The organism is Allobosea sp. RAF48 (genome assembly GCF_052114025.1).
Lineage (GTDB): Bacteria > Pseudomonadota > Alphaproteobacteria > Rhizobiales > Beijerinckiaceae > Allobosea.
The window spans coordinates 18,278-34,621 of the sequence record NZ_JBFRDZ010000010.1 but is presented as its reverse complement, the minus strand read 5'-3'; the positions used below and the strand labels follow the sequence as shown (position 1 = coordinate 34,621).

Below are 16,344 nucleotides of genomic sequence, written 5' to 3'. Positions count from 1 at the left end.
GGCAGGAGCAAATTCAATCAAGCTGCGCGTATCCGACGGAAGCGCGAGAACTCAAATATATACGTTGGTATGTGGAGATATACCCTGATTTATCGTTCGAACCCTTGCGTATGATTTCTCCAAATCGCTGCGGGCGGCAACTTCAATGAGTAAATAGAGGCAGCTTTAAAGCCTCAGACCGCTGGACACGGATTTCATGGCGAAACGCACCGGAGATGCGGCTCGCTTGCCGCCCGTAGAAGGCTGGCCCCGCCCAACCTGGACCCTCGAAAGGGAAAGACCATGAAAGTTCTGACCGACAAGATCCTCTCGGAATCGGCCTGCACCGCCGAGATCGACGTCCCGTTCGAGAAAATCGACATCGCCGACTGGCTCTTCACCCTGCCGGAGGCCGAGTATCTGCGCTGCTGCCCGCCCGACCACATCGGCTCCGGCGTCACCACCACGGACGACGGACAGCGCATGGTGATCAATGTCGAGATGATCGGCACCGGGCTCGTGATCCAGCACTATGTGGCCGAGCAGGCAAGTGCGGCCTATTGCCGGATGAACTCGATATCCGATGTGTTCACCCCTGTCGGACGCACGCAGGTCAACGTGATCTGGGAACTGATCGCCGAGGCGATCGAGGGCGGCAAGACCCGCTACACCAACCGGGTCACCTCGCACCCGACAGACGTTTTCATGGACTTCATCGCCGCGCACGGCCAGACCTTCGAGCAAGCTGCGGTGGCCCGGCAGGAAGCGGGGCGCGACCATAATCGCCGCGAGACGCCGCTCTTTGCTGCCAGCATCGGGCGCCGAGCGACAGCCAAGGCCGCCGGGAAATGAAAGCGGTCGTATTCGACAATTTCGGCAAGGCGGATGTTCTCCGCCTTGCCGAGGCGCCGACGCCGGAACCTCGCGCCGGCGACCTCCTGGTCAAGGTCATGGCTGCCGGCGTCAATCGTGCCGATCTGCTGCAACGGCAGGGCTATTATGGTCGCCAAAGCTACGGCGAGAGTGACCTGCTCGGGTTGGAGGTCGCGGGCGAAGTGGTCGCCGTCGGCAGCGATGTTACCGACGCCCGCCCCGGTGAGCGTGTGATGGCCATCGTCGGAGGCGGCGCCTACGCCGAATATGCTCGTGTCGATCGCGGCATGGCAGTGCGTATTCCGGATTACCTCGATTACATCGGGGCGGCAGCGACGATGGAGTCCTTCGTCACTGCCTGGGAGGCGGTCGTGCACCTCGGCGCCGCCGCGCAGGGTTCGGCGGTGCTCGTTCATGTGGCGGCGGGCGGTGTGGGATCCGCCGCCGCGCAGATCGCTCACGCGCTTGGTGCTCGGGTCTTCGCAACGGCCAATACAAAACAGCGCGCCAACGTCCTGCTTCTCGGCGCGGAAGCCGTGTTCGACTATCGATCCGAGGACTTCGAGCAGGGCGTGCGCGAAGCCACCGGGGGGCGCGGGGTCAATGTGGTCGTCGACTTCGTCGGCGGCGACGATCTGGCCCGCAACCTGCGCAGCCTCGCACCGGGCGGGCGTCTGGTGCAGGTCGGCCTGCTCGGTGGCCAAGACAGCACCACGATCCCGCTCGCAGTTCTTCTGCACAATCACCTGCGCCTCATCGGCACGGTCATGAAATCGCGCACACCGGACGAGAAGCGCGAGATGGTGCGGCGCTTCGCGGAGGGCGCGCTGCCGATGTTCGGCGACGGCCGGCTCAAGCCGCTCGTCGGCAGGGTCTTTCCGCTCTCGGAGGCCGCCGAGGCTCATCGCTGCATGGAAGCCGGCGGCGGCTTCGGGAAAATCGTGCTGGCCGTTGCTGTGTGAGGACGAGCTTTGAGAGCGCGTCGCTGAACGCTTGATCGCGTTGATCGAGCCATCGCTAACAGTCAGGAGTTCAGTCATGGCGGGCATCTCTGTCCCGATTACCGAAAAACTGCGCGACATCCCGATCGGCATTGACGCCACGGGTATGCGCCGCGAGTTCAACTCGCTGGGCGAAGTCGATGTGCGGGCTGACTGCTATTGGGGCGCGCAGACCGAACGCTCGCTGCACCATTTCAACATCGGTGACGACCGCATGCCGAAAGCGGTCTACCACGCCTATGGCATCGTCAAGAAAGCCTGCGCGCTGGTGAACGCTGCCGGCGGCCGCCTTCCGAACTGGAAACGCGATGCCATCATCCAAGCCGCTGACGAGGCTATCGCCGGCAAGCTTGATGATCATTTCCCGCTCTACGTCTGGCAGACGGGTTCCGGCACCCAGTCGAACGTGAACGTCAATGAGGTGATCTCGAACCGCGCGATACAGCTGCTGGGTGGGACGCTAGGCTCGCAGCACCCGATCGGACCGAACGACGACGTCAACATGGGACAATCGTCGAACGACACGTTCCCGACTGCGATGCACATCGCCTCCGTCGAGGCAATCGACACGTTGCTGCTGCCGCAGGTGGAAAGGCTGGTCCAAACCATCGAGCGCAAGGCCGATGGCTGGATGAAGGTGGTCAAAATCGGCCGTACACATCTCGAAGACGCGGTGCCGCTTACGGTCGGGCAGGAATGGTAGGGCTGGGCGGGGCAGATCCGCGCGCCATGGCCGACATCGAGGCGAGCCTAAAGGGCCTCTATGAGCTCGCGGTCGGCGGCACGGCGGTCGGCACCGGGCTGAACGCACCCAGGGGCTTCTCCGTGGATGTCGCGGCGAAGATCGCCGAATTGGCCGGCAAGCCATTCGTCACCGCGTCGAACAAGTTCACGGCGCAGGGCTCGCTGGACGCGATGGTGCGGGCGCATGCCGCCCTTCGTGGGCTGGCCGTGGCGCTGATGAAGATCGCCAACGACATGCGCTGGCTGGCGTCCGGCCCGCGCTGCGGCTTCGGCGAACTGCTTCTGCCGAGCAACGAGCCGGGATCATCGATCATGCCCGGCAAGGTCAATCCGACCCAGTGCGAGGCCATGGTGATGATCTGCATCTAGGTCATGGGCAATGACGGCGCCGTCGCGTTCGCAGGCAGTCAGGGCAATTTCGAACTCAACGCGATGCGGCCGGTCATCATCAACAACTTCCTGCATTCGGCCCGCATCCTCGCGGACGGCTGCGAAAGGTTCCGCGAATTCTCCATTGAGGGCACGGAACTCAACCGCGAGCGGATCGAGCACTATGTCGAGGGCAGCGTCATGCTGGTCACGGCGCTCTCGCCGGTCATTGGTTACCAGAACGCCGCGCATATCGCAGAAAAAGCAATCGCCGATGGCCTCACGCTCAGGCAGGCGGCGCTAATGTCAGGCAAGGTGGACGAGGTGCTGTTCGACGAGGTCGTGAAGCCGATCGAAATGGTCGGCGCGGGCCTCGCGGGCGCGTGATGGATGCCTCTCGTCCTCCGGCCCCAGATGCGGCGCACCTCGTGTTGCGGCTGGGCCGGCTCATGCTGGCGAACGGGGCCGACACCGCGCATGTGCAGCAAGCCGTCACGGCTTTCGCGGAACGCCTCGGCTACCGCGTGCATCTGTTGGTTTGTCTGGAAGGACTTCTTCTGACGCTCGATGACGGCAAGGGCTTCCGCACACGGCTCGGCGCGGCCATTCCGGGTACATCGGTCAACATGGGCGCGCTCGCGGCGCTGAACGCCATTCGCCGCCGCGTCATTGCCGCGCCGACCGAGCTCACAAGCATGGACAATGCGCTCGACGAGGTGGAGCGCGGCGGCAATCGCTATCCGCGTTGGCTGGTGGCCATCGGAATGGGCATTACGGCCGCGTCTCTCGCGCGGCTTTTCGGAGGCGTCTGGACGGTCGTCGGCGTATCGTTCCTTGTCGGTGTCGTAACGCAGATGCTGCGGCAGCACCTTGCCGCCGCGGCGACGAATCCCCTTGCCGCTGCCGGCCTCTGCGCCTTTGGCGGTGGTCTGGTCGGCACATTGGCGATGAAGGCCTTTCCCGATACGTCGCCCGCTGGGTGGCCATGTGGGTAACGGGATCGGACGTCTGATGCTCAGAGCGGTGACGATCTTGGCTATCACGCGTATCGCGCAGGCCGTTGAACAGCGGCACGCCCGGTACGAGGATCATTCCCGCCGCAACGAGTCGTCGTGCGAGCAACATTGTCTATCGCTCGCGAAGCCCGAGCATGTCGTCCGCCGTCAGTCCATGACCTAGCCGCTTGGAAAGAAAAAGGGCTACGGAAGGCTACCAACCATATCCGAGGTGTGGTCCGGACCAGCTCGATGCGATGTCGCTGATGCAAGGACACAGACATGCCGAATGCGCTGACCTCCGAGCGCCACGTCAACCGCCGCCCGCCAATTTCGCGGCGGGCGGCGGCATGACGCCAGTCATCGCGTCGCCGGGGCCAGCGGTGGCGCTATGAAGCGCGAGCGGTTTCTCAGCCCAGCGGCGATCTCGCGCTTCAGACCTAGATTCGTAGCCAGCACGTCGACCGGGTTTGAGGAGAGCCAGGCCGAGAGGTCGTTGGCCTCGTAGTGGCCGTTGTTGAAGCCGACAAGGACGCGCAGCACCGTCGATCCGGTGTTGCGGATGTAGTGGCCCGCACCCATCGGGGCATAGCCGATATCGCCAGCCTCGAAGGTTTCGGTAACGATCTGTCCCTCCGCCAGAAAGACCGCCATCTCGGCGCTGCCCTCCAGATAGTACTGCCATTCGTCGGCGTTCGGATGCCAGTGCAACTCCCGCATCGCGCACGGCTCGATCTCGAGGATGGAGCCGGCCATGCCCTTCGAGATCGGAAACTCGTCGACGGTGACGGTGCGCTGCGTGCCGCCGCCCGGCACGCGCCGTGGCTGCTGGGCGAGGAGCGGGTAGCGATGCGGCGTCGTCAAAGCAGGCGTCGCGCGCGGCTCGGCATCGGGCGAGAGGTCGTCCGGCACCGGGCCCTGGGCGAAATAGGCCTCGCCCGCCGGGAGCTGTGCGATCTGCTCGCGGCTCAGGCCGAGATTCTGCGCCAGCACCTCCGGCGACGTGCGGGAAAGCCAGTCGGTGACGCAGAACGTATGATCCTCGGAGAAGTCGCCATTGTCGAAGATCAGGATGAAATGGCACTCGCCGGGACCGAGGCACTGGATGGAGTGACCCCAGCCGCGTGGAAAGTACCAGACGTCGCCGGGGCCGAACGTGTCGGTCGCCGCTGAGCCGTTCGGATGTAGCACCGTGGTGCGGCACTGGCCCGCAACGACATAGGCCCATTCCGCGGCATTGGCATGCCAGTGCAGTTCGCGCATCGATCCCGGCGCGAGCCGCATCGAGACGCCGGCGATGCCGATGCTGGCCGGGAACTGCTTCACGGAGGCGCCGCGCGTGATGCCGCCTGATCCGGTGCGGGGCGTGGCCTGTTCGAGCCGATAGCGGAAGGAAGTCGTCGTTTCGGGCATGGTCTGATCCATTGGCCAGGGTGAAGAGGTCTAGCGATGCGTGCCTGCGCGGGGGCGGATCGCCTCGCGAGCGGCCTGGCTCAGGGCGGCGACGAGGCTGTCGACGTCCCGCTCGCCATCGTACCTAAGCCCGTTGATGAACAGGCTCGGCGTTCCGTTCACGCCGCTGCGGATGCCGCCCGTGAAATCCTCCTTGATCTTGCGGTCGAAGCGGCCGTCGAAGCCTTCCGCGACGACGTACGTATCGAGACCGAGGCGCAGGCCGTAGGCGTAGAGGTCGGCGTCGCGTAGCGCAGTCTGGTTCTCGTAGAGCATGTCATGTGCCTGCCAGAACTGGCCGAACCCGCCGGCGGTCTCCGCGAATTCTGCCGCACGAACCGCATGGGGATGCATTTCGGCGAGCGGAAAGTTGCGGAAGACGAAGCGCAGCTGGTCCCCCATGGCGCGCTGCACCGCCTTGAGGATCGGATAGGCCTCGCCGCAATAGGGGCATTCATAGTCGCCATATTCGACGAGGGTCACAGTGGCCTGGGCCTGGCCCTGGACATGGTCCTGGCTGCCTACGGGGATCGCGAGACGGGTCATGACGCAGTTCCTTCGGAGGGCGCCGCGGCGCCGAGATTGTCGAGTGCTTCAAGGATGCCGTCGGCGCCGGGGTTGATGCCGAGCGGCGAGACGAAGCTCCAGCGGATGATGCCGGCCCCGTCGATGACGAAGAGGGCGCGCTCAGCGATGCCCTCCTTGTCGCGGTAGACGCCGAAGCTGCGCGCGACCGCGCCCTTGGGCTCGAAATCGGCCAGCAGCGGAAAATGCAGCTTGCGCTCGGCGGCGAAGGCCGCGTGGCACCAGACGCCGTCCACCGAGATGCCGACGAGTTGCGCGCCGGCCTTGTGGAACTCGGGCAGGATCTCGTTGTAGAGCGCCATCTGGTCGCCACAGACCGGGCTCCAGTCCGCAGGATAGAAGGCGAGGATCACCGGCTTGCCGCGGAGATCTTCGAGCGAGACCATCTGGTCAGGGGTTGCCGGCAGCGTGAAGGCCGGGGCGGCCCTGCCAGCAGGCAGGGCCGATTGCGAGTGCTGTTCGGGCATGGTCGTCTTCCTCCGTTCAGGACAGCGGCGCTCAGCGCGCCGCCCGCGTCGTCTCGTAGAGGAACCAGCTCCGGCGTTCGGCCTCGTCGATCCAGACCTCGATCAGGCTGGTCGAGGCGACGTCGTTGTGGGTCTCGCAGACGCCGTGAGCGGCGCGGAGGAAACCGGTGAGGCTGCGATTGTCGTCGGCGAGCTCGGCCAGCATGTCCTGCGGCGTGACGTAGTCCGCATCGTTGTCGAGCAGCCGCTGCATCCGGCCGATATGGCCGATCGAGCGCAGTGTCGTGCCGCCGACCTTGCGGACGCGCTCGGCCAGCGCGTCGGTGGTCGCGAAGATCTGATCGCCCTGCTCGTCGAGCATCAGGTGGTAGTCGCGGAAATGCGGGCCGGACATGTGCCAGTGGAAGTTCTTGGTCTTGAGATAGAGCGCGAACATGTCGGCAAGGACGCCGGTCAGCGCGGCTGCGATGTCGGTCGTGGCGTTCGCGCCGAGATCGGTCGGGGTGCGCAAGGCGGCGTCGCGCTTGGCATGGGTGGACAGGTCGTTCATGGCAGCTCTCCGTTGGCTTCGAGGAGCCTGTCTCCCCGATGTCCTGACCCTAGGCCGCGGCCGCCACCGCCTGAATCGGACGAAGGCATGTCGAGCTCATACCTAGGTTTATGTGCGCCAGCGAAGGGCGCTCCCGGCCGACCTAAACCCCTGTATGATTTCATCGCCGGCCGCTTTCGCGAAAGTGATGCCGCGGATCGAAGCATCCGCGCCGATCGCGGGGGGACGAGGCAGATGAGCTATGCTAGCGCGTTGTCAGCTCTCGCGACCGGAATCGGCTGCCTCTCATGTCCTCCCGCTTCTCCGCCGCTCGGCACGGCGCCTCTCGATCCGCCCCGCGGGACACCGGTCTCCCCCAGCGCTCCTTCTTCTCTCCGGCCATGAACACGACGGCGCTTCGCATCGCGGCGGCTCTGCTCGCGCTCTGCATCTTCCTGTTCGATACGCTCTCGCCGCTGGAGGGCGCGGTCGCAGTGCTCTACGTTCTGGTGGTCTTGCTGGCAGCGGGCACCGGACGGCGGGGCGACATCCTCGTGGCGGCGGCGACAAGCCTGATCCTGACCATCGTGGCTTATGTCGATACACATGGCCTGAGCCTGGCCGGCGCACCGACCTTGCGGGCGCTGGTCAGCGTGGCGGCGACCATGATCGCGACGCTGCTCTCCCTGAAGAACCAGGCGGCCACGGCGACGCTCGCGGCGCAAGCCCGGTTGCTCAACCTGTCGCACGACATGATCTTCGTGCGAGACACTTTCGGACAGATCACCTTCTGGAATCGCGCCGCGGAAGAGACCTATGGCTGGTCTGCCGCCGAGGCGACGGGCCGGATCGCCGACGAGTTGCTGGAGACGCGGTATGCGCTGCCGCGCGACGCGGCCGACCGCGTGCTTTACGACACGGGACGATGGGACGGCACGCTGGAGCACCGGACCAAGGCCGGCGCGCGGATCACCGTGGAAAGTCGCTGGGCCCTGCAGCACGATGCCCAGGGACGCATCGTCGGCGTGTTCGAGACGAATACGGATGTGACCGAACGCGTGGCGGCCCACGCGGCGCTGGTTCAGAGCGAAAGACGCTACCGGCGCATGTTCGACGCGACCCGGGTCGGCGTCGTCCAGGAGGACTGGAGTGCGGCGCGCCGCGAACTTGCCGCACTCGATCTCGCGGATGGGGAGGCACTGGCCGCTCATCTGGCCGCTCAGCCAGACCTTATCGCGCGCCTGCGCAAGGTGACGAAGATTGTCGACGTCAACCCGGCCTTTCTTGCCATGATCGGAGCGGAGAGCACTTCTCATCTCCATCAGACGGTCGACGATGTGCTGAGCGAGAGCGATCCGACCTTCGGGCCGGCGCTGGCGGCTTTCGCTCGTGGCGACGGCTTCCACGAAGGCGAGACGGAAATCGTCAGGGCAGATGGCAGTCGCGTGCCGGTGATCTTCGCCATCACCTTTCCGACGGTCGATGACGGCGACGGCAACGTGTTGGTCTTCGTCGTCGACATCACCGAACGCCGGCAGGCGCAGGACGCGGTGCTGCACGCGCAGGCGGAGCTCGCCCATGCCGCCCGCGTGGCGACCCTGGGGGAACTCACCGCCTCGATCGCCCACGAGGTCAACCAGCCGTTGATGGCGGTCGTGACCAACGGCGAGGCGGCGCTCCGCTGGCTGCGCCGCGACCAGCCGGACCTGCAGGAGGTCGACAGCGCCATCGGGCGTGTCGTTTCCGAAGGGCGGCGCGCCAGCGAGATCGTCAAGCGGATCCGCGCCTTCCTGACCAAGACGCCGACCCGGTCGAATGCGCTCGACGTCGCGACCCTGGTCGAGGAAGCGGCACAGCTGGTGCAGCGGGAGCTCGCGCGCGCCGAGGTCGAGTTGCGCGTCGAGGTCGCGGCGGACCTGCCGCCTGTCATCGGCGACCGGATCCAGCTCCAGCAAGTCCTGGTCAACCTCATGGTCAATGCCGGCCAGGCGATGGCTGAACATGATGGCCGGCGCCTGCTGACGATCACCGCCGGCCAGGCACACTGCCCAGTGGAAGGCAGTCGTGTCGAGATCGCTCTACGCGACACCGGTCCCGGCATCTCGCCCCAACACCTGGAGCGCCTGTTCGATCCCTTCTTCACAACCAAGCCGGAGGGGATGGGCATGGGTCTTGCGATCTGCCGCACGACCGCTGAAGCTCACGGCGGAAAGCTTTCGGTCGAGAACCCTCCAGACGGCGGAGCGACATTCCGCCTGACCCTTCCTATTTCCCACCATGGTACCGCGGTATGATCAGGCAGACCTCCGTCAAGCCGGCCCCGGCCTCACCGAGCCCGCCACTCGTCGTTATCGTGGACGACGATCCGGCGGTGCGTGAATCCCTCGACAGCCTGATCCGATCGGTCGGACTGGCGACGCGGCTCTTCGGCGCGCCGGCGGAGCTGTTGCAGGGCAGCTTGCCCGACGTGCCGGGCTGCATCATCCTCGACGTGCGCCTGCCCGGAATCAGCGGCCTCGACTTCCAGGACCAGCTCACCCGGCAAGGGATCGCGCTGCCGATCGTCTTCATGACCGGACATGGCGACATACCCATGACCGTGCGGGCGATGAAGGCAGGTGCGGTCGATTTCCTGTCGAAGCCTTTCCGCGATCAGGAAATGCTCGACGCGGTGACGTCTGCGATCGAGCGCGACCGGCAGCGGCGCAGCGCGACGGCGGCGCTGGACGATCAGCGTTCAGCCTATGCGACCCTGACAGCCAGGGAGCGCGAGGTGATGGCGCATGTCGTCGCCGGACTGATGAACAAGCAGGTCGCCGGCGTGCTCGGCCTCAGCGAGATCACGGTGAAGATCCATCGCGGCAACGTCATGCGAAAGATGGGTGTGCGCACGCTGGCCGACCTTGTCCGCACGGCCGAGGCCCTGGGGGTTTACAAGCCGTGAGCGTGCCGGGTGCAAACCTGCGTATGATGGCCGCACGACGCATGATCCTTCATAACAAGGTCTGGCCGCGCACCGGAGTCCCCTTTCGTGCGACCATCGGCACAAAGAAACGTGGACATGCATCACATACCGACAGTCGCGATCGTCGATGACGACGACGGCGTTCGTAATTCTCTCGCCAGCCTGATCCGCTCGCTGGGCTACGAAGCCCGCAGCTATGGCTCGGCGCCGGAATTCCTCGCAGATTGCGAGACGGGCGATCCCGACTGCATGATCTCCGATATACAGATGCCCGAAATGAACGGGGACCAGCTCCAGGCCGAACTGCTAGCGACCGGACGGAGCTTCCCCATGATCTTCATGACGGCTTTTCCGACAGCCGCCACGCGCGAGCGCGTCATGGCCGCCGGCGCTTGCGCCTTCCTCGACAAGCCGGCCGAACCCGACACGATTGCGCATCACCTGGCCGCGGCGCTGGCGCATAGCCGCGGCTGAGCGGCACACCCCACACCTTCGTATGAGGCGCTGATCCAAGCGTAGGATTCCGGCCCCGGCTGCCCCCGCCTAACCTGTCTTCGTCAGCTACCCAATGCGGAGACAAGGCCATGTCCGACGTCAGTTTCATCGTCACCCGGCGGGTCGCAATGGCCGGCATGGCCGCCGCTTCTGCAGCGAGCCTGATCCCTGCGGCAGCATCTGCACAACCGTCACAACCCATTCGGAACACGACAGGACCCACGACCATGAGCAGCGGTTACGTCAAGACCAAGGACGGCGTCGAGATCTTCTACAAGGACTGGGGGCCCAAAAGCGCCCAGCCGATCATGTTCCATCACGGCTGGCCGCTGTCCTCGGACGACTGGGACGCGCAGATGCTGTTTTTCCTCGCGAACGGCTACCGCGTCGTGGCCCATGACCGTCGCGGTCATGGCCGCTCTTCGCAGGCCGATACCGGCAACGACATGGATCACTACGCCGCTGACGCCTTCGCCGTGGTCGAGCATCTCGACCTCAAGAACGCCGTCCATATCGGCCACTCCACCGGCGGGGGCGAGGTCGCCCGTTATGTCGCGAAGTTCGGCCAGCCCCATGGCCGCGTCGCCAAGGCGGTGCTGGTCAGCGCCGTGCCGCCGCTGATGCTGAAGACCGCAAGCAATCCGGGCGGAACGCCGATCGAGGTCTTCGACGGCTTCCGCAAGGCGCTCGCCGCCAACCGCGCGCAGTTCTATCTCGACGTCGCGTCTGGCCCCTTCTACGGCTTCAACCGCGAGGGTGCCAAGGTTTCGCAAGGGGTGATCCAGAACTGGTGGCGCCAGGGCATGATCGGCGGGGCGCTGGCCCATTACGAGGGCATCAAGGCCTTCTCCGAGACCGACCAGACCGAGGACCTGAAGGCGATCACCGTGCCGACGTTGGCGATGCAGGGCGATGACGACCAGATCGTGCCCTACAAGGACGCGGCGCTTCTCCAAGCCAAGCTCCTGAAGCACGGCGCGCTGAAGATCTACGAGAGCTTCCCGCACGGCATGCTGACCACCCACGCCGAGGTGATCAATCCGGACCTGCTGGCCTTCGTGAAGGGCTGACGCGCAACCCACGCGCAACAATGACCAAGGGAGGGCGGATCATCTCCGCCCTCCCTTTCGTTTGGCCGCAGCCGGTGGTGTTGGCTGGACGACGCAACCAAGTGATCTTTGCATGATGCGTCGCCCCAGCTTGGCCGCCGCTTCCTCCCCCATCTGTTGACGCACCACCACGGCGTATCCGGGCAAACCCTCGATCTGACCAAAGGGCGTGGCGAGGGAGCACGCCGGCACATGCAATGCTCACTCCTTTGCAAGCTGAAGGTGGGTGTGGACCGGGCTTCCCGCCCTGCTGCCGCGGCCGCCTTGCGATGCCGGGGCTCGCCATGGCCGCAGCTCTCGTCTCTGCAGCCACGACATCGCCGCCGACGAACGTATCACAACGGACGCGGCCAAAGCGTCGGATACCACGAAAGCTCGGGATCCCAAGGGAACCCGAGCCTGGCTTCTTGGAACGAAGAGGTCGATCTCCTGCGAAGCGACTCGCAGTTCGTGGTGGGCGTTCAGGCCTCCGGAGGCGGCTCCATGCCGCTGAAGGCGCCCTACACTTTAGTGATACTCGCTATCCGGGCGGAGCTTGCCGCGGAAGACGAAGTAAACGGCAACCGTATAGGCTAGGGTGAGCGGCAGGACGAAGAGGCCGGCTCCCCAGAACAGGAACGCGAGCGAGGCGTGCGGCGCGGCTGCCTCCTCGATCGTCAGCGTGAACGGCAGGATATAGGGCAGGAACGAGCCCGCGAGCGTGGCGAAGGCCGCAATGAAGATCGTTGCTCCGGCGGTGAAGAGGTAGCGATCATCGCGCCTCCTCACGCTGCGGACCAAAGCGTGGAACGCTGCAAGCCCGATCAGCGGGAAGATCAGGAGGATCGGCCGCTCGATCCAGCGATGCAGGACTGGAAGGTCGATGACCAGGGCGTGGATGAAGACCGCGACCAGAAAGACCAGCAGGGCTGCGATCAATCCCGGCAGGACACGGAACCCGAACTCGCGCAGCAAACCGGTATCCTTGCCCGCGATCCAGCAGGCGCCGATCATCGCATAGCCGATGCAGAGACCCACGCCGCAGAGCAGAGCGAAGGGAGACGCCCAGCCCAAGGGGCCGCCGACATAGACGCCGTTCTCGATCGGCAGTCCCAGGACGATCGCACCGACGGCCGTTCCTTGGATGAAGGCGGCGACATAGGAGCCGGCGACGAAGCCGCTATCCCACAGCCAGCGGAAACGCTGTGTCTTGTACCGGAACTCGAAGGCGACGCCGCGCAGCACCAACCCGCCCAGCATGAGGAACATGGGCAGGTAGAAGGCTGGCAGCAGGATCGAAAACACCATCGGAAAGGCGCCGAAAAGCGTGGCCGCCGAAATCACGAGCCAGGTTTCGTTGCCGTCCCAGACCGGGGAGATCGCGACCAGCATCGCGCGCCTCCCTGTCTCATCGGGTGCGAAGGGGAACAACAGGCCGACGCCGAGGTCGAACCCGTCCAGAAGCACGTAGAGCAGAATCGAAAGCGCTAGTGCGGCGGCCCAGAACTCGACCATGGTCAGTCTCCCTTCGCGGTGGCGGCCGCCACGCCCGGGCTGTCTCCGGGGATCGAAAGCGGCCGCTTGGGATTGGTACCGGCGGATGTCCGGTCGGCGGGCGGTAGCCCGGCAGACGGGCGTGGCCCGTCCCGCAGCAGCCGGTAGATGTAGAGGGAGCCGAAGCTGAAGATCAGCGAATAGACGAGAGCGAACAGGATCAGACTCGTGGCGACCTGCGGCGTGGTCAGGTGTGGCGTCGCCGCGTCGGCCGTTCGTAGCAGGCCGTAGACGACCCAAGGCTGCCGGCCGACCTCGGCCGCGAACCAGCCAGTCAGCGTCGCGATGAATCCGAGAGGGAAAGACAGGAACGTCGCCCAGAGAAACAAGCGCGCCCGCAGGATGCGGTCGCTCAGGCTCAGCCAGGAACCAAGCCAGGCCAGCGCCAGCATCACGAGGCCGCAGCCGACCATGATCCGGAAGGCGAAGAAGGGGATCGCGACCGGAGGGCGCCGATCGGGCGGGAAGCTCTTGATGCCGATTTCCTTGGAGGTCAGGCTCATCGAGCCGATCAGGCTGCCGAGATAGGGAATGGCGAGCTCGAAGCGATTTGTCTCGGCCTTTTCGTCGGGCCAGGCGATCATTATCTCCGAAGCGGGTTGCTGGTCGTTCCAGCGTCCCTCGATCGCCGCGAACTTGGCCGGCTGCGCGTCATGGACGAAATCACCGACGAGATGGCCGAAGCCGATCTGGAGGGGGACCAGGATCGCCGCGAGCCGCAGCCCCATTGCGAGCATGGCGCGGCCCTCCAGGACGGCGCGGCCGCGCAGGACGTACCAGGCGCCCGTGGCCGCGACGCAGAAGGCGGAGGTGACATAGGCCGCCAGCATCATGTGCGGAAAGCGCGTCCAGACGGCCCGGTTGAAGATGATCGCCGACCAGTTGGTCGGCACGAAGACGCCGTCCGGGCGCAGATCGAAGCCGGTCGGGAACTGCATCCAGCTGTTGTTCACCATGATCCAGAAGGACGACAGCGTGGTGCCCGCGGCCACCATCAGGCAGGCGAGGAAATAAACCCAGCGCGGCACCCGGCCACGCCCGAACATCAGCACGCCGAAGAACGACGCCTCGAGGGCGAAGGCGGTGAAGCTCTCATAGCCGAGCAACGGGCCCTGGATCGGGCCGGTCCGCCGCGACAGCTCGCTCCAGTTCGTGCCGAACTGGAACGCCATGACGATGCCCGAGACAACGCCCAGCCCGAAGGCGACGGCGAAGACCTTGAGCCAGAAATCCGAGAGCCGCCGATAGATCCGGTCGCCCGTGACGAGGCAGCAGCCTTCGAGGAAGGTCAGCCATGCCGCCAGTCCGATGGTGAAGGCCGGGAAGATGATGTGAAACGAGATCGTGAAGGCGAATTGTATCCGCGACAGCAGCAGGGGCGTCAGTTCCATGGCGCGATTCCGGCAATAGGGAGCGGGCGCCGGGGCCGTTGAGGCCCCAGCTGGCGGATATCTCGATTGGTTCGGTCAGTTCAGCGCGGCAGCAGGTTCTGCTTGGCGAGGTCTAGCACCTCGTCGCCGCGCCCGCTCATCACGGCACGCAGCATCCACAGGCCGAAGCCCTTGGCCTGTTCTAGCCCGATGGTCGGTGGCATCGAGAGTTCCTGCGTCGCGGTCACCACGTCGAGCACGGCCGGCCCGTCATGGCCGAGCACATCTGCAACCGCGCCCGGCAGATCGCCGGGATCCTCCACTCTGACGCCATGAATGCCCATGGCACGCGCCATCGCGGCGAAATCGGGATTTTCTAGATCGGTTCCGACTTCAAGGAAGCCGGCGGCCTTCATTTCAAGTGCGACAAAGCCGAGCACGCCATTGTTGAAAATGACGATCTTCACCGGAAGCTTCTGCTGCTTGAGCGTGATCAGATCGCCCATCAGCATGGTGAAGCCGCCATCGCCGGAAAGCGAGATCACCTGCCGGCCGGGCTGCGCCGCCTGGATGCCGATGGCTTGCGGCATGGCATTGGCCATCGAGCCATGCACCAGCGAGCCGACCAGACGGCGCTTGCCGTTCATCTTGAGATAGCGTGCAGCCCAGATCGTCGGCGTGCCGACATCGAAGGTGAAGGCCGCATCCTCCGCGGCAACGTCGCTGACCACCTTCGACAGATATTGCGGATGGATCGGCTTGCGGCCTGGCGTGCCGCGCGCCAGCGCGTCGAGCCCTTCCCGGGAGTGCCGGTAGCGGTCGAGGCTGTCGTCGAGATGCGTCCGGTCCTGCTTTACCGCGAGACGCGGCAGCAGGGCCTCGATCGTCGTGCCGACATCGCCGACGATGCCGAGATCGAGCTTGCAGCGGCGGCCGAGCTGCGATGCGCGGATATCGACCTGCGCGATCGTGATGCCGCTCGGGAGGAACTGCTTGTAGGGAAAATCGGTGCCCAGCATCAGCAGCAGATCGCATGCGTGCATCGCCTCATAGCCTGAGGCGAAGCCGATGAAGCCGGTCATGCCGACATCGTAAGGGTTGTCGTATTCGACATGCTCCTTGCCGCCGAGCGCGTGGACGATCGGGCTCTTCAGCATCTCGGCGAGTTTCATCAGCTGGGGATGCGCACCGGCACTGCCACGGCCGCAGAACAGCGTCACGCGTTGTGCTCCGTTGAGCAGGGCAGCGAGGGCCTCGACTTGCGCCTCGGCAGGCGTGACGACGGGCATCGGCGGCAACAACCCTGCGGCGGGCGCGACATCACGCGCCGGCGCCGGCTTCAGCGCCACGTCCCCGGGGATCACGATGACCGCGACGCCGCGCTCTCCGACGGCGGCGCGGATCGCATTCTCCAGCACATAAGGCATCTGGCTGGGGTCGGAGACCATCTCGCAATAGAAGCTGCATTCGCGGAACAGGTTCTGCGGATGCGTTTCCTGGAAATAGCCACCGCCGATCTCCGCCGATGGTATCTGCGCAGCGATGGCGAGCACGGGCGTGCGGCTGCGCTGGGCGTCGTAAAGGCCATTGATGAGGTGCAGGTTGCCGGGACCGCAAGACCCGGCGCAGACAGCGAGCTTACCTGTGATCTGAGACTCTCCGGCGGCCGCGAAAGCCGCCACTTCCTCATGCCGGACATGGACCCATTCGATCTTGCCGGTCTCGCGCAGCGCCTCGGTCAGCCCGTTCAGGCTATCGCCGACGACGCCATAGATGCGCTCGACTCCCGCACGATCCAGAGTTTCGACGATCAGATCGGCAACATTGCGTTTCGACATCAGCTTGCTCTTTCCCGCTGTCTTCAAAGGATATCGGTAT

At 65.2% G+C, this 16,344-nt stretch carries 14 protein-coding genes and 1 pseudogene; 8 read left to right on the top strand and 7 right to left on the bottom strand.

Features of this window, described 5'->3' with window-relative positions:
* The first annotated feature begins 282 nt into the window (after window positions 1-282).
* The 4 genes and pseudogenes from AB4Z10_RS18420 to AB4Z10_RS18405 all read left to right on the top strand — a co-directional run bounded on the left by AB4Z10_RS18420 (window position 283) and on the right by AB4Z10_RS18405 (window position 3,961).
* Window positions 283-831, top strand: a complete 549-nt coding sequence (locus AB4Z10_RS18420; RefSeq protein WP_441471838.1) for a hypothetical protein — start codon at window positions 283-285, stop codon at window positions 829-831.
* Window positions 828-1,814 carry an NAD(P)H-quinone oxidoreductase gene (locus AB4Z10_RS18415; protein WP_441471837.1) on the top strand — a complete coding sequence of 329 codons (987 nt, stop codon included), beginning with the start codon at window positions 828-830 and terminating at the stop codon, window positions 1,812-1,814. The genes AB4Z10_RS18420 and AB4Z10_RS18415 overlap by 4 nt, the downstream gene beginning before the upstream one ends.
* A 145-nt stretch (window positions 1,815-1,959) precedes the next feature.
* Window positions 1,960-3,353 (top strand): annotated as a pseudogene (fumC, locus tag AB4Z10_RS18410) (class II fumarate hydratase).
* Window positions 3,353-3,961 carry a threonine/serine exporter family protein gene (locus AB4Z10_RS18405; RefSeq protein ID WP_441471836.1) on the top strand — a complete coding sequence of 203 codons (609 nt, stop codon included), beginning with the start codon at window positions 3,353-3,355 and terminating at the stop codon, window positions 3,959-3,961. The pseudogene fumC and the gene AB4Z10_RS18405 overlap by 1 nt, the downstream one beginning before the upstream one ends.
* A gap of 360 nt (window positions 3,962-4,321) precedes the next feature.
* Here AB4Z10_RS18405 and AB4Z10_RS18400 read toward each other — a convergent pair whose 3' ends face one another.
* Genes AB4Z10_RS18400 through AB4Z10_RS18385 form a run of 4 tightly spaced genes read right to left on the bottom strand, consistent with a single transcriptional unit; the run spans window position 4,322 to window position 7,015 of the window.
* Window positions 4,322-5,374 (bottom strand): cupin domain-containing protein, encoded by a 1,053-nt coding sequence (locus AB4Z10_RS18400; protein ID WP_441471835.1) that lies wholly within the window; start codon window positions 5,372-5,374, stop codon window positions 4,322-4,324.
* Window positions 5,375-5,404: 30 nt separating this feature from the next.
* Window positions 5,405-5,959 carry a DsbA family protein gene (locus AB4Z10_RS18395; RefSeq protein ID WP_441471834.1) on the bottom strand — a complete coding sequence of 185 codons (555 nt, stop codon included), beginning with the start codon at window positions 5,957-5,959 and terminating at the stop codon, window positions 5,405-5,407.
* A complete protein-coding gene (locus AB4Z10_RS18390; RefSeq protein WP_441471833.1) occupies window positions 5,956-6,465 on the bottom strand; it encodes a peroxiredoxin in 510 nt (169 codons plus the stop codon). Before AB4Z10_RS18390 ends, AB4Z10_RS18395 begins: the two co-directional genes overlap by 4 nt.
* 31 nt (window positions 6,466-6,496) lie before the next feature.
* Window positions 6,497-7,015, bottom strand: a complete 519-nt coding sequence (locus AB4Z10_RS18385) for a Dps family protein (RefSeq protein ID WP_441471832.1) — start codon at window positions 7,013-7,015, stop codon at window positions 6,497-6,499.
* 287 nt (window positions 7,016-7,302) lie between these two features.
* On the opposite strand from AB4Z10_RS18385, the gene AB4Z10_RS18380 reads away from it, so the two are divergent.
* The 4 genes from AB4Z10_RS18380 (at window position 7,303) to AB4Z10_RS18365 (ending at window position 11,524) form a co-directional block, all read left to right on the top strand.
* The gene (locus AB4Z10_RS18380; protein WP_441471831.1) at window positions 7,303-9,288 is read left to right on the top strand and encodes a PAS domain-containing sensor histidine kinase; all 1,986 of its coding nucleotides are present in this window, start codon (window positions 7,303-7,305) and stop codon (window positions 9,286-9,288) included.
* Window positions 9,285-9,938: a response regulator transcription factor gene (locus AB4Z10_RS18375; protein ID WP_441471830.1), complete on the top strand. Its 654-nt coding sequence runs from the start codon at window positions 9,285-9,287 to the stop codon at window positions 9,936-9,938. Before AB4Z10_RS18380 ends, AB4Z10_RS18375 begins: the two co-directional genes overlap by 4 nt.
* Before the next feature lie 117 nt (window positions 9,939-10,055).
* Window positions 10,056-10,433, top strand: a complete 378-nt coding sequence (locus AB4Z10_RS18370) for a response regulator transcription factor (protein WP_441471829.1) — start codon at window positions 10,056-10,058, stop codon at window positions 10,431-10,433.
* 248 nt (window positions 10,434-10,681) lie between these two features.
* Window positions 10,682-11,524, top strand: a complete 843-nt coding sequence (locus tag AB4Z10_RS18365) for an alpha/beta fold hydrolase (protein ID WP_441471828.1) — start codon at window positions 10,682-10,684, stop codon at window positions 11,522-11,524.
* A gap of 546 nt (window positions 11,525-12,070) precedes the next feature.
* Here the strand turns inward: AB4Z10_RS18365 and cydB are convergent.
* From cydB to poxB, 3 genes are all read right to left on the bottom strand, one after another.
* Window positions 12,071-13,057, bottom strand: coding sequence for a cytochrome d ubiquinol oxidase subunit II (gene cydB, locus AB4Z10_RS18360; RefSeq protein ID WP_441471827.1), 987 nt, complete (start codon window positions 13,055-13,057; stop codon window positions 12,071-12,073).
* A gap of 2 nt (window positions 13,058-13,059) precedes the next feature.
* The gene (locus tag AB4Z10_RS18355; RefSeq protein ID WP_441471826.1) at window positions 13,060-14,487 is read right to left on the bottom strand and encodes a cytochrome ubiquinol oxidase subunit I; all 1,428 of its coding nucleotides are present in this window, start codon (window positions 14,485-14,487) and stop codon (window positions 13,060-13,062) included.
* An 80-nt stretch (window positions 14,488-14,567) separates the two neighbouring features.
* Window positions 14,568-16,304, bottom strand: a complete 1,737-nt coding sequence (poxB, locus tag AB4Z10_RS18350; protein ID WP_441471825.1) for a ubiquinone-dependent pyruvate dehydrogenase — start codon at window positions 16,302-16,304, stop codon at window positions 14,568-14,570.
* Between the last annotated feature and the right edge of the window lie 40 nt (window positions 16,305-16,344).

Excerpts from the sequence above, each read along its gene's own strand:
- AB4Z10_RS18385 (WP_441471832.1), bottom strand. The coding sequence starts at position 7,015 with ATGAACGACCTGTCCACCCATGCCAAGCGCGACGCCGCCTTGCGCACC.
- AB4Z10_RS18400 (WP_441471835.1), bottom strand. The coding sequence starts at position 5,374 with ATGCCCGAAACGACGACTTCCTTCCGCTATCGGCTCGAACAGGCCACG.
- AB4Z10_RS18380 (WP_441471831.1), top strand. The coding sequence starts at position 7,303 with ATGTCCTCCCGCTTCTCCGCCGCTCGGCACGGCGCCTCTCGATCCGCC.
- AB4Z10_RS18395 (WP_441471834.1), bottom strand. The coding sequence starts at position 5,959 with ATGACCCGTCTCGCGATCCCCGTAGGCAGCCAGGACCATGTCCAGGGC.
- AB4Z10_RS18390 (WP_441471833.1), bottom strand. The coding sequence starts at position 6,465 with ATGCCCGAACAGCACTCGCAATCGGCCCTGCCTGCTGGCAGGGCCGCC.
- AB4Z10_RS18355 (WP_441471826.1), bottom strand. The coding sequence starts at position 14,487 with ATGGAACTGACGCCCCTGCTGCTGTCGCGGATACAATTCGCCTTCACG.
- AB4Z10_RS18375 (WP_441471830.1), top strand. The coding sequence starts at position 9,285 with ATGATCAGGCAGACCTCCGTCAAGCCGGCCCCGGCCTCACCGAGCCCG.
- AB4Z10_RS18370 (WP_441471829.1), top strand. The coding sequence starts at position 10,056 with ATGCATCACATACCGACAGTCGCGATCGTCGATGACGACGACGGCGTT.
- AB4Z10_RS18365 (WP_441471828.1), top strand. The coding sequence starts at position 10,682 with ATGAGCAGCGGTTACGTCAAGACCAAGGACGGCGTCGAGATCTTCTAC.
- AB4Z10_RS18415 (WP_441471837.1), top strand. The coding sequence starts at position 828 with ATGAAAGCGGTCGTATTCGACAATTTCGGCAAGGCGGATGTTCTCCGC.
- AB4Z10_RS18405 (WP_441471836.1), top strand. The coding sequence starts at position 3,353 with ATGGATGCCTCTCGTCCTCCGGCCCCAGATGCGGCGCACCTCGTGTTG.
- AB4Z10_RS18420 (WP_441471838.1), top strand. The coding sequence starts at position 283 with ATGAAAGTTCTGACCGACAAGATCCTCTCGGAATCGGCCTGCACCGCC.
- poxB (WP_441471825.1), bottom strand. The coding sequence starts at position 16,304 with ATGTCGAAACGCAATGTTGCCGATCTGATCGTCGAAACTCTGGATCGT.
- cydB (WP_441471827.1), bottom strand. The coding sequence starts at position 13,057 with ATGGTCGAGTTCTGGGCCGCCGCACTAGCGCTTTCGATTCTGCTCTAC.